At 39.2% G+C, this 15,522-nt stretch carries 14 protein-coding genes, 2 tRNA genes and 1 rRNA gene; 9 read left to right on the top strand and 8 right to left on the bottom strand.

Annotation, left to right across the window (positions count from 1 at the left end; translation table 11 throughout):
* Positions 1–130: 130 nt before the first annotated feature.
* From rrf to ACFQRG_RS21945, 3 genes are all read left to right on the top strand, one after another.
* Positions 131–246 (top strand): 5S ribosomal RNA (gene rrf, locus ACFQRG_RS21955).
* A 45-nt stretch (positions 247–291) separates the two neighbouring features.
* Positions 292–366, top strand: a tRNA-Asn gene (locus ACFQRG_RS21950).
* A 12-nt stretch (positions 367–378) separates the two neighbouring features.
* Positions 379–450, top strand: a tRNA-Glu gene (locus ACFQRG_RS21945).
* Between the two features lie 632 nt (positions 451–1,082).
* Here the strand turns inward: ACFQRG_RS21945 and ACFQRG_RS21940 are convergent.
* The 6 genes from ACFQRG_RS21940 to ACFQRG_RS21915 all read right to left on the bottom strand — a co-directional run bounded on the left by ACFQRG_RS21940 (position 1,083) and on the right by ACFQRG_RS21915 (position 6,835).
* Positions 1,083–1,850 carry a DUF817 domain-containing protein gene (locus ACFQRG_RS21940; RefSeq protein WP_380970378.1) on the bottom strand — a complete coding sequence of 256 codons (768 nt, stop codon included), beginning with the start codon at positions 1,848–1,850 and terminating at the stop codon, positions 1,083–1,085.
* A gap of 134 nt (positions 1,851–1,984) precedes the next feature.
* Positions 1,985–2,209: a helix-turn-helix domain-containing protein gene (locus ACFQRG_RS21935; RefSeq protein ID WP_380970370.1), complete on the bottom strand. Its 225-nt coding sequence runs from the start codon at positions 2,207–2,209 to the stop codon at positions 1,985–1,987.
* Between the two features lie 10 nt (positions 2,210–2,219).
* A complete protein-coding gene (locus ACFQRG_RS21930) occupies positions 2,220–2,702 on the bottom strand; it encodes a DUF2975 domain-containing protein (RefSeq protein ID WP_380970368.1) in 483 nt (160 codons plus the stop codon).
* Positions 2,703–3,133: 431 nt separating this feature from the next.
* Positions 3,134–4,303 carry an MFS transporter gene (locus ACFQRG_RS21925; RefSeq protein WP_380970366.1) on the bottom strand — a complete coding sequence of 390 codons (1,170 nt, stop codon included), beginning with the start codon at positions 4,301–4,303 and terminating at the stop codon, positions 3,134–3,136.
* Between the two features lie 663 nt (positions 4,304–4,966).
* Positions 4,967–5,143 (bottom strand): hypothetical protein, encoded by a 177-nt coding sequence (locus ACFQRG_RS21920; protein ID WP_380970364.1) that lies wholly within the window; start codon positions 5,141–5,143, stop codon positions 4,967–4,969.
* Positions 5,144–5,356: 213 nt separating this feature from the next.
* Entirely contained in the window at positions 5,357–6,835 is a 1,479-nt protein-coding gene (locus tag ACFQRG_RS21915; RefSeq protein WP_380970362.1) for an amino acid permease, read from the bottom strand.
* A gap of 591 nt (positions 6,836–7,426) precedes the next feature.
* Between ACFQRG_RS21915 and ACFQRG_RS21910 the strand changes: the two genes are divergently transcribed.
* The 6 genes from ACFQRG_RS21910 to ACFQRG_RS21885 all read left to right on the top strand — a co-directional run bounded on the left by ACFQRG_RS21910 (position 7,427) and on the right by ACFQRG_RS21885 (position 13,538).
* Positions 7,427–7,768: a UxaA family hydrolase gene (locus ACFQRG_RS21910; protein WP_380970360.1), complete on the top strand. Its 342-nt coding sequence runs from the start codon at positions 7,427–7,429 to the stop codon at positions 7,766–7,768.
* A gap of 2 nt (positions 7,769–7,770) precedes the next feature.
* Positions 7,771–8,925, top strand: coding sequence for a UxaA family hydrolase (locus ACFQRG_RS21905; RefSeq protein ID WP_380970358.1), 1,155 nt, complete (start codon positions 7,771–7,773; stop codon positions 8,923–8,925).
* A gap of 136 nt (positions 8,926–9,061) precedes the next feature.
* The gene (locus tag ACFQRG_RS21900; protein WP_380970356.1) at positions 9,062–10,015 is read left to right on the top strand and encodes a hydroxyacid dehydrogenase; all 954 of its coding nucleotides are present in this window, start codon (positions 9,062–9,064) and stop codon (positions 10,013–10,015) included.
* A gap of 340 nt (positions 10,016–10,355) precedes the next feature.
* Complete coding sequence (locus ACFQRG_RS21895) at positions 10,356–11,072, top strand: FadR/GntR family transcriptional regulator (protein WP_380970354.1); 717 nt, start codon at positions 10,356–10,358, stop codon at positions 11,070–11,072.
* A gap of 1 nt (position 11,073) precedes the next feature.
* A complete protein-coding gene (locus ACFQRG_RS21890; protein WP_380970352.1) occupies positions 11,074–12,141 on the top strand; it encodes an Ldh family oxidoreductase in 1,068 nt (355 codons plus the stop codon).
* A gap of 110 nt (positions 12,142–12,251) precedes the next feature.
* A complete protein-coding gene (locus ACFQRG_RS21885) occupies positions 12,252–13,538 on the top strand; it encodes an MFS transporter (protein WP_380970350.1) in 1,287 nt (428 codons plus the stop codon).
* Positions 13,539–13,760: 222 nt separating this feature from the next.
* Here ACFQRG_RS21885 and ACFQRG_RS21880 read toward each other — a convergent pair whose 3' ends face one another.
* Both ACFQRG_RS21880 and ACFQRG_RS21875 read right to left on the bottom strand, forming a co-directional pair.
* Positions 13,761–14,939, bottom strand: coding sequence for an ElyC/SanA/YdcF family protein (locus ACFQRG_RS21880; protein ID WP_380970348.1), 1,179 nt, complete (start codon positions 14,937–14,939; stop codon positions 13,761–13,763).
* A 185-nt stretch (positions 14,940–15,124) separates the two neighbouring features.
* The gene (locus ACFQRG_RS21875) at positions 15,125–15,478 is read right to left on the bottom strand and encodes a YhjD family protein (RefSeq protein ID WP_380970346.1); all 354 of its coding nucleotides are present in this window, start codon (positions 15,476–15,478) and stop codon (positions 15,125–15,127) included.
* Positions 15,479–15,522: the final 44 nt, after the last annotated feature.

Below are 15,522 nucleotides of genomic sequence, written 5' to 3'. Positions count from 1 at the left end.
AGGTCTGAGGTGGAAGCGTGGTGACACGTGAAGCTGACAGATACTAATCGGTCGAGGACTTAACCAAAACAAAGCATGTCTTATATTCGCTACTGGTTTTGAAGGTTCAATCTTCAATTAAATAAAACTGCTTGGTAGCAATGGCGAAGAGGTCACACCCGTTCCCATCCCGAACACGGTCGTTAAGCTCTTCAGCGCCGATGGTAATTGGGGGCTTCCCCCTGTGAGAGTAGGACGCTGCCAGGCACATTTTTTATAATGATAAATATCAGAATTAATTATTAATATTGTTCCACAGTAGCTCAGTGGTAGAGCAATCGGCTGTTAACCGATCGGTCGTAGGTTCGAATCCTACCTGTGGAGCCATTATTATGCTATGGCCCGTTGGTCAAGTGGTTAAGACACCGCCCTTTCACGGCGGTAACACGGGTTCGAATCCCGTACGGGTCATTTTTATTTAAGAAAGATTTGCGTCTTAGCTAATAGGATAGCATCGGCTTTCTAAGCCGATGGTAAGAGGTTTGAATTCTTTAAAGCACGATAAAAAGGGCATCTGCTAATAGCAGATGCCCTTTTTCATTGTTTAGAATATCGATTTGTGGATAACCGTTCGGTAGACATATTGGTGAGTAAGGATATGAGGAAACAAAAAAGTGGTGTGATTAAACAAATATTGAAGGATCATTTAGCGGGATGATATGAGCACGGAATTTCTTAAATGGTTAGAAGAAAAGGATCCGCTAGAATTAGACAAATGATATAACGACAACCATTTTTAAATGTATGGATTGTGGCAAAGAAGACAAGGTACCAAATTTTGTGATCGAAGAATTTCATTTTGATCTAAAAAACGATGGAACAAGTTCAAGTCGATCCAAAAGAGAATTGAAACAGCAAAAAGTTAAACACATAAAGGACGGTAAACTGACTATAACAAAAAAGTTGTTGCTTAATTTGTAGCAACAACTTTTCTATATCTCTATCACATAAAGAAGTTGGGGCTTTTAATAGAATTTCGTTAACGTTGCATATTCGAGCGTTGCTTGTGGCACCCTTAAAGTTTACTAAAAACAGTATCATTCCTAGTTGAGTTTTTTTCCCTTAACTTGCTTTAACGTCGCTACTATAAGAAAACTGACAATAACTAATAAGAGCCAGGAACTCACTTTTCCTGGATAAACGAGACGCCATGCACCGGTTTGGTTTGGATATTCCCAAGCTCCAAAGAACGTTGCGATATTTTCAGCTATCCATATAAAAAATCCTATGAGCACAAAAGAAAGTGCGAGGGGCATACGGTAACGAGTTCCATCAACCTCGTATGTGACCCATGATTGCCAAAAGACAATAATGACAAGTCCAGATAACCACCAACGAATGTCAATCCAATAATGATGGGTGAAGAAGTTCAAATAAATCGCAGCTGCTAGAGGTACAACTACAAAAAGCGGCGGCCACTTAATCAGTTCAACCTTCAACCTTCTCCACGCCTGGCAAAGATAACTTGCTACACTTGCGTACATGAATCCGCTATACAAAGGCACTCCGAAAATTTTGGAATATCCCTCCTCCGGATAAGACCAAGAGCCCATATGTACCTTGAAAAATTCAAGAGCAAGTCCAATAAGGTGGAACAATGTGATAACCTTTAATTCATCCCGTGTTTCAAGCCCGGAACGCACCATCCACCACTGCATCAGAAGGCAGATGATGAGCAGCCAATCATACCTTGGAAGAAAGGGAAGCGGCATGATTTGTGTAAAAGCCAAAGAGGCAAAAATAACGACAGGGAACAAACATGATAGGGCCTGCTCCCAACCGAAACGAACGAGTTGTTTTAGTACTCTCATGATTTTTACCTTCAATGGTTTTTTCATAGAATCATTTTGAATGTTTAAATTCATGAGTACCTCCCCTTATATTCATTGAAATCATGAAAAAAGAAAGCTTTCTTTTCCTTTCAATGTTAACTATTCCTACCTTATTAATCTTGGGGGTCTTCATCGTCGCTTCGGTATTCTAAAATATCTCCAGGTTGGCATTCTAAAGCCTTGCAAATCGCCTCCAAAGTTGATAAACGAATCGCTTTTGCCTTTCCATTTTTCAATATGGAAAGGTTAGCCATCGTTATTCCGACTCTCTCCGAAAGTTCTGTAACACTCATTTTCCGTTTAGCCAGCATCACATCAATATTAATTATAATTGCCATTGTTTTCACCTCAGATTGTTAAATCATTTTCAGATTTTATATTAATCGCTTCTTGTAGAAGTCTTTGGAGAACAGCGGCAAATACAGCGATAACCATTGAAGCAAAAGGAACAACCAATCCGATAAAGACCACACCTGGAGCGTCGTCTTTATCCGCAAATAGATAGAAGAGCGGCAAAACTAGCATATGCAAGATACTGATTGTGATGGCACAGTATTTGATTTTCATTAAAGCTTTTACGGATAATTCGGAGAAGGCTTTATTCTTGTCAATATAGCTTAAAAGCTTAAAAGCCTGGTACAGAGCAAAGTAAAAGGGTATCGCTGCTGCATAAAAATCGATGGAAACGAGATATTTTACATAAGAAAACTCTGGTAATAATTTTGCTGTAATATTCCCTATTTCGGGCACCAAAAATATGCATAAGGCAAGTACTGGAAGTCCAATAAAAATAACAGCTATCTTTAAAAAGAGCGTTGACACTCGTCTCATTAAAAAACACCTCACTGAATTATTTTTATTGATTTTAATACAAAATTTATCGTTTTACAATAAATAATTATTGACTTTAATTATATTATAGTTGTTATATATTTAATCCGCTTAATTTAAACAAGATAAAAAGCATTCCTCATTACAGGAATACTCTATAACTCAACTATTCAATTTATGAAATAAGGCTCCCCGCATTGTGTTCATATACAAAATGCGGGGAGCCTGTTTCGTATTGTTTGGTCGTGCTGATAGATTAATAAAGAATTTTTATCGAAAGTTACTCTGAACTTACATTTGGACGAGCTATAAATGTTCACTCACAAATACATGAGCTCGTGACGATGATTTTAAGTTTGGAAAGGTTCAAATAAAACAGCCCATCATAATTTTTTCCTAACAATAATTATAGCTATTTAGAAACCGATCGCTTATTGACCGGGAGCTTTGGCAGGATCCTTCCAGGCAAGCGTAATTCCTACACCTATCACCAGCATTACAGCAGCAAAGTAAAAAGGATAATTCAGATTCATATCAAACAAAAGTCCGCCAATTACCGGTCCGATAACATTACCGATACTGGTAAACATAGAATTCATCCCGGCGGCAAATCCCTGCTCTTTTCCAGCGATCCTTGACAGATAGTTGGTTACAGCCGGACGCATCAGATCAAAGCCGACAAAAACGGTAATCGTAACTAGCAAAATATTAAAATATGCGTGTACGACAGTCATTAAAAATACCAGCACTGTGGAAAAAATTAGGCAGTAGCGAATCAAGCGAATCTCGCCGCACCATTTGATTAAAGTGTCAAAAAAGATGACCTGAAATATTGCACCCAGCATCCCGCCGCCGGTAATCATAATGGCAATATCATTCGGTGTAAATCCAAATTTGTGGTCAGTAAATAAGGAAAACAACGATTCAAACGATGACAGACCGAATGAAGAAATAAAGATGATCAAAAAAGAAATGAAATAGATCGGTATAAATATCCGTTTCCAACCCTTTTGCGTTTCAGCCATCTGTACATCGTCATGGTGCCGCTCTGGCTCATGCAGCAGAACAGCCGAGATCACAGCCGCTGCCAATGCGAAACCGGCAGCGAAGAAAAATGGCACCCTCGTTCCTATTCCTGCTAAAAAGCCGCCAACACCGGGTCCGACAATAAACCCCGTCGAGACAGCTGCTGACATATACCCCATTGCCTTCGGACGATATTCGATTGAAGTAATATCAGCAATATACGCCGTGACTGCGGGCATGATGAAAGCAGCACTGATGCCTCCAAGCATACGCGAAATAAACAGTACAACGACATCCTTGCCGATACCGAACAGAAATTCCGAAAAAGCAAAGATGACTAACCCGATCAGAATCATTCTTTTTCGGCCAAAACGGTCCACCCACCGCCCGGCAACAGGTGAAGCAAGCAGCTGCAAAAAAGCAAAAGCGGCAACCAGGTAACCAACCATCGAACCAGATAAATGTAGTTCATTCATAATAGTCGGCACGACGGGGATAACGAGACTAATCCCCAAAAAGGCCATAAATAAATTTAATAAAACGATAACAAGCGCCATTGTCTGTTTTTTCCCCATGCTTATTCTTACTCCTTTTAAAAACCTGCATAAAAATGTATAAAAAAGTACAGTATGCATGAAATCTACAAAAATCTGTACACATCAAAGTGGAAAAACCCGGCAAACCACAGTAATTTAAATCTAATTGTACTATATTCTATCAAGAAGGTCTGTATCGAAAACCATTATTTTGTAAAAAACTATGACAGTTTAATAAACACATTCCCGTATTTTACATATGTGGAGAAACCTTTTAGAAACTAACCTGTTCCAGCCCGAGTTGGGTGATGTATACAACAGTTAAATACAATTGAATCCTTTGATGTAATTTTGAGTTTCCATAATCGCTCTTATAGAGGCAGCGCCGGGGAAATATGGATTTTCAACGATGAGGAAATTACAATATTAAAAAAAACAATTTCTCAATATATGGACACGGCTTTTCTTGTTATTGGGGGCATACGGCAGGGTGCATAGAGTGCGCTTTTTTTTCGACTTATATAAAACATATGTTGTGTATGAGGCAGACCTTTTTTAAGCTATTCCCAAAATAAAAACCACAGAAACTGGCCCTTTCCGTCAGACAGATCCTGTGGTTCGACTTATAAATTTCTAACTTTTACAAAAACAAAAGGATGATACAATCAATTGGAAAATAAATGTTTTATGTACTATTGAAGATTAAGATCCAACGCTCTTTTCTATTGCAGTTTCCCAACTTGAAAAGTAATACAATGCGTTTTTCATTAGCTCTGGATTTAACTTCTTTACTTGCATTTTGCGAAGCGGTCTTCCTTCTTCTTTTGCCAGTTCAGAAATTTGATTTACAACTTCTTCAACACTCATACTAATTTCCATTTGATTCCTCTTTTTTACTTTTCAACTATATCCTTTCCATATAACAGAAAATAATACAAGGCGTACCGCAATGGTGGTACGCCAATACTATATATTGTCCTTTTATCTTTATTTAAACCGTTTCTTCTCTAAGCGTTCTTCAAAATATGTGTTTATGATAATGGTTGGACTCATTATTGCGATAGTGGTTTTTTAACTTATCCGTTAAAAAATTTACTCCCGGCTAAAATCAGCGTCCTGTAATGGGACCATTTTAGACTTCATTACTATTTTATACCCTAAATATCCTGCAAGGAATAAAGGAAGTCCAATATAGGAAACTAAAATGCCATACCAGTCAATTTTAGGCCCAATGAAAGCACTGTAATTGGTTCCTAACATGGCAATCAAACATAGAGCGGTTGCCAAAATTGGACCAAGCGGAAACCACTTTGCTACATATGGCAGGTCCGCCATATTTTTTCCCTGTACCTTATAGGCTTTTCTGAATCGTAAATGCGTAATTGAAATACCTAACCATGAAATATAGCCAGCTAAACCGGCTGCATTCAATAACCAATTATAAACTGTTCCATCACCAAAAAAAGAAGTAAGGAAGCAAAGCATACCAATTAAAGTTGTTGCCAGGATAGCATTATAAGGAACGCCGCCTTTGCTGACTTTTTTCAAGAAGGCAGGTGCTTTTCTTTCTTCAGCCAGCGTCCAAAGGAGACGGGAGCCAACATATAATGCTGAATTTCCGGCAGATAAAACGGCTGTTAAAATAACGGCATTCATTGCAGCAGCGGCAAAGGCTAAACCGGCATGTTTAAACACAAGCGTGAATGGGCTAACCGCAATATTGGTAACATCTGAGCTTAATAAGTTAGGGTCTTTATAGCTGATTAAACAGCCAATGACAAAAATCGCTAATACATAAAACAAAAGGATTCGCCAAAAGATTTGTTTAATAGCTCTTGGCATGTCTTTACTTGGATTTTTACTTTCACCTGCAGCGACACCAACCATTTCCGTTCCCTGGAAAGCAAAACCTACGACCATAAAGACGCTAAAGATTGAGAGAAGCCCTCCTTTGAACGGTGCTTGGCCTTTCGTCAAATTGGAAAATCCGCCTGAATGGCCGCTCATGATTCCAAAAATCATTAATAGTCCGACAACAATGAAGATGATAATGGTTGCAACTTTAATAATTGAGAACCAGAATTCTGATTCACCATACCCTTTAACTGATAAAATATTCAGTAAAAAAATAACGACAAGAAAGCTGGAGCTCCAAATAATTCCCGGTACATGAGGGAGCCAATATTTCATAATTAGTGAGGAAGCAGATAATTCAAGGGCAAGGATAATCGCATTGTTATACCAATAGTTCCAGCCGACAGCAAATCCTAATGCCGGGTCGACAAATCGGGATGAATAGGTACTGAATGAACCAGAGATTGGGATAAAGGCTGCCATTTCGGCAAGGCTCGTCATCAAAAAATAAACCATAATACCGGCGATAAGATAAGCTGCGATTGCTCCGCCGGGACCGGCGTCATGAATCGTGGCACCGCTCGCCAAAAAGAGCCCTGTTCCAATGGTTCCGCCTATGGCAATCATCGATAAATGCCTTGTTTTTAATTTTCTTTCCAGGTGTTCTTGCTTTGGGGCTTGTCCTTTTGATTGATACTTACGTTCCAGATTTTCCATATAACACCTCATTATAAAATTTAGTAGAAAATTTGTTTCCGTTGGTGTGTGACAGCAGCTCCCTATGTTGCCTGCACCTGTGTTGAATACTGTCTAGATGAACCGAATACATAACCGATCGTTCTACTACTAAGTATAGCAATAATGACCAGAATCATCGACAATTGTTCTTTCATTCTCTTTATTCCCCCCTATTTTTCTTTTGTTTAATTGATTGTATATTCAGTTAATTTGCAAGTTTTGTGCCAAATTTAATACCGATATTAATTAGCGTGAGAGAAACAAGGGTGCAAAAAGTAATTGCTGTAACGTTATTTATTTTGCACCCTTTATGCAAAATACTTGTACATAAAACACTGTATATTAAGGGTGGAGAAGAATTAATATTTTCATCTAATTATCTGCCTTGTTTGAATCAACGGCATCCGGATCAATTTTATTATCTAAAATATGCAGTGTAGTACAATCGTAATGTTTTTAGAATTAATAGAAAATTATGTTGATTTTAATATTGGCAGATGTTTTAATATAAATAAATAGTGGTTGGGCCACCCAACCTATTTAATTCAAACTTTCGGGAGGGAGCAGTCTATGCAAAAAAATGGTTACGGCGTCGCAATGGAAGATAATGAATTAAAGACAAAAGCTGTCAGTACTCACAAATTTCTCATTCATAATCAGGGTGATCATGTTGGGGTTGCAGTAACAGATATCGGGAAAGGGGAAAAAGTGGTCGGCGTTTATATGGATGATGGAACAACGGTTGAAGTTGTTGCTAATGACAACATTTCTTTAGGACATAAGATTGCATTGGTTAATTTAGATGTAAATCAACCGGTTTTAAAATATGGCATTCAAATTGGATTAACAACTTGCAAATGGGAAGTCGGGGACTATGTTCACACCCATAATATAAAAACGGCGAGGTGGTAAAAATGGAAAAACTATTAGGTTATCGCAGGGAAAATGGCAGAGTGGGCATTCGTAATCATGTCGTAATCTTACCGGTTGACGACATTTCAAACGCTGCTTGTGAGGCTGTTGCAAATAATGTTAAAGGAACTTTAGCCTTATCCCATGCCTATGGAAGATTGCAATACGGTGAAGATTTAGAGTTGCATTTTAGAACATTGATCGGCATCGGTTCGAATCCTAATGTGGCGGCGGTTGTTGTGATAGGGATTGAAGAAAATTGGTCAAAAAGAATTGCAGACGGCATTGCTTTGACGGGGAAACCGGTGTCTTATTTTTCAATTGAAGGCAATGGGGATTTCGAAACCGTTCGTCAAGCTTCTTGGACAGCAAAGGAATATGTTCAATGGGCATCAGAATTACATAGAGAACCGGTTGAACTTAAAGATCTGAGCGTTAGCATTAAATGCGGCGAGTCGGATACAACGACAGGGATGGGATCATGCCCGACGGTTTCGCAGGCTGTCGATCGTCTGGTTGATGCCGGTGCAACAGTATTTTTTGGTGAAACATCAGAATTAACCGGCGGTGAACACCTTATTAGGGAAAGAATGGCCACGCCTGAATTAAAGGAAAAATTTATGGCTATTTACAATGATTATGTCGGTGAAATTGCATCACAGGGTGTTGATCTGTTAGGTTCGCAGCCGACACAAGGGAATATTGCCGGTGGACTTTCTACAATTGAAGAGAAAGCGCTTGGAAATATCGCGAAAACGGGCACTAAAGAAATCATTGGTGTATTGGAGCCGGCTGAGGCACCGAAAAGTGGCAATGGTTTATACTTCATGGATACCTCTTCAGCTGCAGCGGAATGTGTAACTTTAATGGCGGCAGCCGGGGCAGTTGTTCATTTCTTCCCAACTGGACAAGGGAATATTATTGGCAACCCAATCGAGCCGGTTGTTAAGATAACAGCTAATCCTAAAACAGCCGAAACAATGAAAGAACATATAGATGTTGATGTCAAAGGGCTGCTTTCCAGAGAGATAACTTTAACAGAAGCGGGCGATTTATTGATGGATTATCTCTATAGAACAGTTAATGGCCGTCTTACAAGTGCTGAAGCGTTGGGCCATCGTGAGTTTGTCATGACGAAGCTTTATCGCAGCGCTTGATTTATCTATTAGTCTCCCCGTTGCGGACAGGATGGGGGGACATATTTAATATTAGATTTTCCTTTTAGTTATTAAAATACTCAGGATTTTTTGTATTGATAAATTTTAGATCAATGTAAGAATAGGAGATTTTCATATGAAGGTATTAATAACCGAATTGATTTGGGAGGAAGGCATAAGGGAATTAGAAAGCCTGGGCATTGATGTTGACTATGATGAAAATTTGTGGAGAAACAGGGCGGAATGTCTGAGTTGTTTGAAAGACTATCATGCCATTATTGTCAGAAACCAAACAAAAGTAGATCAAGAGCTTATCAATGCCGGAACTAAGTTAAAAGCGGTAGGAAGGCTTGGGGTGGGGCTCGATAATATTGATGTCAAAGCAGCGCAGGAAAAGGGCATTAAAGTTGTTTACGCCCGGAATGCGAATGCGACTTCTGTTGCGGAATATGTGATGGCTGCTATTTTAAGTGTCAAAAGGCCTATTCATTTAGCTAATCAGGACATTAGAAAAGGAAATTGGGATAGAAAAAAATATACAGGGGAGGAACTATACCGCAAGACGTTAGGTTTGATTGGATTAGGCGAGATTTCACACCGCGTTGCAAAGAGAGCCAAAGCATTTGGCATGAATGTCGTTGGGTATGATCCTTTTATGGCTGAATATGATCATATTGTTTCTGAAACCGGTGTTCATCAATTAGACTCTTTGCAAGAGTGTCTGAGCATTTCCGATTTTGTTTCATTGCATGTGCCTTTAACTTCTGATACTAAACATCTCATTTCTTATAACGAATTTGAAGTGATGAAGCCCCATGCTTATCTCATTAATACATCCAGGGGAGGGATCATTGACGAAACAGCTCTATCTTCGGCATTAGAAAATCAGCAAATGGCCGGCGCGTTTTTAGACGTTCTCGAATCTGAACCGATTTCCCCGACAAACAATCTATTATCTTATGAAAATGTCATATTAACACCGCATGTTGCCGGGCTGACCCGTGAATCGCAAATTCGCACTTCAATACTTGTCGCTCACGAGTTAGGGAAATTATTATATGAGGATGTTCAAAAAGTCCGGGAAAAATAGCTGTCGAATTTCCGCGTCAGCTGGCTCCTCCGCTCCTCACGTATCGAGCAAATTCTAAGATGCATCTGTGCTCCTGCGCCGTAATTTATTCACAGATGTATCACCAACTTCTCGTCGCAACTCGCAGTCGTTTCGAGAAGATATGCTCGTCGCTCCGGTGCTCGGAGGCGGCGCTTCCTTGAACTTCCGACGCACAGGACGTGCTAGTACTGGCGTTGTCACATGGACGTGACGTTTTTAGCCAGTGTCGGCTCTTTTTGTCCTCCTTTTTGAACCCTGATGAAAGGAGAAGTCATTATGTATTGTATAATTTAGAAAAAAGCGATGGGAGAGCTAAGTCATGGCTGATACGTTTAATATTGAAAGAAAAGGCGTTTCCGAGAAGGTCGCGGAACATATTAAAAAGCAAATTCATGAAAATAAATATCAGGCTGGGCAAAAGATTCCGGGCGAAAGAGAAATGGCTGTGAATTTAAATGTTAGCCGGAATACTGTAAGAGAGGCCTACAAGATGTTAGAGGCATTTGGTTACCTGACTATTAAGCATGGGACGGGTGTCTTTGTGGCAACGGAAGAACAACGAATCAATAAAATGATTTCATCATTCTTCATATCTACAGATCAACTCAAAGACTTTTTTGCCATTCGCAGGGTCTTAGAAAACAGCGCTATTGAATGGGGAAGTCAGTATTTAACTGATGATCAAATAAAAAAGTTAACTGAGATTGTAGAAGAAGCGGCTGAAGAAATCAAAAAAGACCATATTGACTGTACAAAACTTTCCCGCTTAGATCATAACTTCCATTTAACTTTAGCGAATATGTCACAAAACTCAGTTTTAATTCGTATTATGCACAGTCTTATTGATTTAATGGAAAGTTCCCGAAGCCAGTCTATGCAAATTCCCGGGAGGGCGATAAAATCGGTCGGTGAGCATAAAAATATTTTAAATGCGCTTAAAGACAGAGATATTCCCTTAGCCCAGAAAAATATGTCCATACATTTAGACAGTGTTGAAAACTCGATTATGAAAGATCTGAATAAAAGGGACGAGTGAAATGGCATTATTTGATAAAGAGCAATTAAAAAAATTTTGTCAGGATATTCTTATGAAATTGAACGTCAGTCATGAAAATGCTGAGGTCGTTTCTGATGCACTTGTAAAAGCAAACTTAGAAGGGATAGACAGCCATGGTATCAGCCGTTTGGTTGTTTATTCAAAACGCCTGATGGATAATCGAATTAATCCAAAGCCTAACATATCTGTTAAGAAAAAAGGGACATCCGTATTAAACGTTGATGGTGACAATGGTTTGGGACAGATTGTCAGTTATCATGCGCTGAATAAGGCATTTGAAATGGTTAAAGAGACAGGCGTTGCAGCGGTTGGCATTAGAAATAGCAACCATTTTGGTACAGCCTCATATTTTTGTCAAATAGCGTGTGAACGACACCTTGCTGCGATAGCTTTTACTAATTCTCCGCCCGGCATCGCCCCCTGGGGAGGCAGAAGGGCTTTTTTTGGAACAAACCCAATAGCTTTCGGCTTTCCAACGGGAAATGACAAGCCTATTATTATTGACCTATCTACAAGTGTTGCTGCAAGGGGAAAAATCATCTTAGCCGCAAAACAAGGTGAATCCATACCGGATGGATGGGCTATTAATGAAGAAGGGAACATGACAAATGATCCGAACGAAGCTCTACAAGGCGCAGTTTTACCGCTCGGAGGCGCAAAAGGGTCGGCTTTAGCACTGGCTGTAGAAATTTTAACAGGTATTTTAACCGGTGCCTCCTTTGGACCGCATATCAATAACATCTACCAGGAACAATCCAATGCCCCCGCTAATGTTGGTCACTTCTTTATTCTTTTTGATATTGAAAAGTTTATGCCTCTTGAACAGTTTACTCAAACCATTAATCTATTGCTGCATGAAATGAAGGATATACCTAAAGTACCCGGAGTTGAAGAGATCCGCTACCCTGGCGAAAGGAGGAAAAGGGAGCTTGATAAGCGTTCCAGCGAAGGGATTTCATTATCAAAAGATGTTCAAAAAGAATTAATTGAGCTGGGAGATACATTAAATGTAACGTTTCCTAACCCTTTGGTTAGAGAAGGTAAGTGATAAGTTTAGTTGGTGAGTGATGACAAGACGTAAAACGATTGAAAGGACATCGGGTTCTGTCGTCACTCATTAAATTTAGGTCCAACTTTTTATTACGAGGGGTGTAAATATTGAAAAAGTATTTCAATGTCTCGCAAATATGGGTGTTATTTCTTATCTTTTCAGGAACATTGATTAATGCGATTGACAGGGGAAGTTTTTCTACCGCGAATACTTTCATAGCAAAGGATTTACATCTTAGTTTGGGAACAATGGGCTTGATTTTATCATCATTCGGTTGGACATATCTTATTTTCAATTTACCTGCAGGTTATCTGTGTGACCGTTTTGGATCAAAAAAAGTTTACGGGATAGCGGCGTTTTTATGGTCCATTGCTTCGGCTTTATCGGGGCTTGCAAGAGGTGCCGGGATGCTTTTCTTCAGCCGCTTACTTGTCGGTGCCGGTGAGTCGGCCAATTTTCCGGCAGCAACAAAAGTCGTTGCCGAGAACTTTGAAAAGGAAAAGAGGGGAACAGCAACAGGGATTTATCTCGCCGGACTACGTTTGGGTTATGCTTTGACACCAGGACTGATGCTTGGCTTGATGGTTTGGCTTGGAACCAAAGAAAATCCGGATTGGAGAATCGCCTTTATTATTACAGGTTTGTGCAGCCTTTTGTGGGTCATCCTTTGGTTCCTGACATTTCGGGAAAAAAGGAAAGATGCAGAAGAAAAGAGCCAAAAGCAATCAATGAATGGGTCCATTGTGCTTGAACTACTTAAATTACGTAATACATGGGCGATTATAGCTATTAAATTTTTCCAAGATTATGTATATTATTTATATTTAACATGGCTGCCCGGATATCTTATTGCAGCCCGCCATATGGATTTGGGAAGTGTGGCTTTTTACGCGACCTTGCCGTGGATAGCGGGTATGCTTGCACAACCGCTTGTCGGAATTTTGAGTGACTATTTAATAGGGAAGGGCTATGAAGTTAATAAGGTTAAAAAAACAATATTAGTGATCGCACAATTAATAGCGGTTTCAGTAATTGGCGCTGCATTTGTAGAATCCGCGGTCGTTGCCGCCTGGCTGCTCGTTATTGCAATGACTGCAGAGTCCGCTTCTACAGCCATTCTTTGGTCGCTGCCTCAAGATTTAGCCCCTAAAGGAACAGCAGGTTCTTTAGGAGGGATCATGAATACAGCAGGGGCATTAGCCTCTATTGTTTCTCCCGCATTAACCGGATTTATTGCCCAATACTTTGGTTTTAAGGCAGCGCTTGTTTTATGCGGCGGAACAATGGTATTAGCCGTTCTATCTGTGCTATTTCTTCTTACCAAAATACGTACAATGTCGCTTAAGAATAATAGCGTTGTCATGACCAATCAAAATATCATGATGGATGAATAATGTGTAAGATAAACACTTTAAAGTGTGCAACCGGCTTTAAAGTGTTTTTTTAATATCATTTTGTGGGCATGAACTTTATCCCAAATGATGAAAGACACTTTTTCAAATAATATCTGGCAAAATGTCCGTCATTGACAGTATGAAGGACAAAATTTAAGCAGTCATTTAAAACTTTGTCCTTCATGCTATTTTTATTTCACGCATGACCTGCATTTGGGAAGGTTATCTCTGCAGCCCGGGGAACACCCAAATACCTGAGGCTCTGATCAAATCCCGATATATGGCTATTTCTTCATCTTTGCTTACTTTTTCAGCCTTGTTTTGATCCTCATTCATGTATGCGATATGAGTCATTTTTCTATATCGGTTATTATAAATATCTTTATTGATTTCGTTAAAAATCACCAAAGCCCGTTTCATATGGCTTGCACTTGTAATCAGTGTGATGTCATTTATTTTTTGTTTCTCGGCAATATCCATTGAAAATAATGCATTTTCTACGGTGTCCATGGCCATATCTTCTTTGATGATACGGTCTTTATTAATCCCGCTTTTGACCAGCCAGTCATACATAGCCGCCGCTTCTGTCTTTCCTTCCTTGGGTGAACCGCCTGTGACAATGATCTTAGAACGGGGATATTTTTCTGCCGCCTTTTTTGCAACTTCCAACCTTCCCAAAAGGGGTTTTTGAATTTTACCTTGATCAGATAAACCAGCCCCCAGCAAAATAAAAGCATGGCTGCCGTTATCAGGGAGATGATTTGGGATTTGCCCATTTATTTTCATAGCCTTAATTCTCTCAACGTCTTTAAGCCGGTTTTTATAATCATTGGCTCTTGTCTTATTTATTTTTTCCAATTGATTAAAATTTGTTTTGAAATCTTGCTCATGTCCTTCGGCTTTTGAATATAGCGCATAAGCCAATCTTGCCTTAAAGTTATCGTGATCCAGTTTTAATATTTGCTGATAAGTTTTCAAAGCTTCGGGGACCTCATGATGGAATATTTGAGTTGAGGCAAGGGAATATTTCAGATCTGAATCATAAGGATCCATTACTGATGCTTCTCGAAATGCCGCTTCGACGACATCTAAATTGTCATGTAACGGGGTGTTGCCAAAGAGTTCCTCTTTTGCCTCCTTAATATTGCTATCATGATGCCAATTATAATACATGGCGATATTCTCTAAGGCTTTTATACGTCTGCCCGTGGGACCGTCTTTTTTTGCCGTTTTAAACCATTGACTGAGCTTTCGTTGATCATGAAGAATGATTTTACTTTCTTTGGCATTTGCTATAGAGGATGAGGGAACAGTATCAGTACTTATTGTGGAATGATTGCTGCATGCGATTAAACTCGGTAATAGACATACTGATAAAAGTGCACTCACGGCTTTTTTCATGTTCATACCTCCAAACATTTTGCGAATTTGTTAATTTGGGGCGGTTTATCCATTAATGTTTGGAACGTTTTCAAGTACTTTGTATTCATTTTTCTTTCCTGAGGCATACGCTGCCGCTTATTCTTTCAATTTATTATGCCTAAACCAGTCTTACGCCATTTAAACTAATGCGATCCCGTATATTTTTATCCTGCTCCCGTTATATAATAATTAACTTTCCTTTGCACTTGTTGCGCGGCAATCATATCGTGTATTTGAACATGATGATGCCAGCCCCGGCAAATCACTTTATAACAGAGAGTGTCCTCATATATAGGTTTTATATTTAATTTTAAGATAGCTTTTCTTACATCCCTTAAATCACAAGATAGTTTTTGCAATGCTTTCTCAATGAGAGAACAATAAACGGATTTAAATTTAAGGTTGCTTGTTTTTATTACATTTAGATCATTTTCGAGAACACGGCGGGCTAAAGGAAGAAAAATGAAATCACAGATCACGCGTTTTTCCTCATCCGTTAAATAAAAACCTTTTGTCACTGATCTCACCTCTCTTCTTATTTTACACGAAAATATGTTCGGTA

This window comes from Scopulibacillus cellulosilyticus (assembly GCF_042665295.1).
Taxonomy (GTDB): domain Bacteria; phylum Bacillota; class Bacilli; order Bacillales; family Sporolactobacillaceae; genus Scopulibacillus_A; species Scopulibacillus_A cellulosilyticus.
This window is presented reverse-complemented; position numbering and strand designations above follow the sequence as displayed.